The organism is Paraburkholderia sp. SIMBA_027, assembly GCF_046535315.1.
In the GTDB taxonomy this organism is placed as follows: Bacteria; Pseudomonadota; Gammaproteobacteria; order Burkholderiales; family Burkholderiaceae; genus Paraburkholderia; species Paraburkholderia tropica.
The window spans coordinates 1-500 of sequence record NZ_JAWRWY010000093.1; the positions used below are offsets into that span (position 1 = coordinate 1).

A 500-nucleotide genomic window follows, 5' to 3' on the forward strand; every position below is an offset into this window, starting at 1 on the left:
GACGGTTTCGACGTGAAGAATGGATTTGCGAATCAGGCTCATAGCAAGGTTCCTGGGTCCGTTGATGATGGAAGGCAATTTGGTATGCCATATTATGGCATGGTATAGATGTAAACACTCATTCGAACAGCCTCACGAGACAGACGGCCCTGACCGGATCAATTTCCGGCCTGAACTGAAAAAAGCGCTCCCAGGCGTTCGATTTGTGGTCCTAAAGGCTGAAACAGACGCCGACGTTTTCCAAGCCCTCATGATCCGGCTGCCTATCGTCAGGAAGCTATATATCAGTCACGTCAGCGTCCGGTGTGGAGAGCATGGAGTGACGGGCGGCACTCGGCATGCGCGCAGCCTGATACCCGGTCGCGCGACAGGACGGGGCGGGAAGCTCGATAGCTTGCTTTTGGATAAAACCTACATGCCCGAATAATTCGGCCCGCCGCCACCTTCCGGCGTGACCCAGACGATATTCTGCGTCGGGTCCTTGATATCGCAGGTCTTGC

General features: G+C 54.8%; 1 protein-coding gene. It reads right to left on the reverse strand.

The genetic code is table 11. The annotated features are described in order from the left end of the window. Positions 1 to 411: 411 nt before the first annotated feature. Positions 412 to 500: 4Fe-4S dicluster domain-containing protein (locus SB764_RS38280; RefSeq protein ID WP_410866500.1), on the reverse strand; the 89-nt coding region annotated here is incomplete at its 5' end.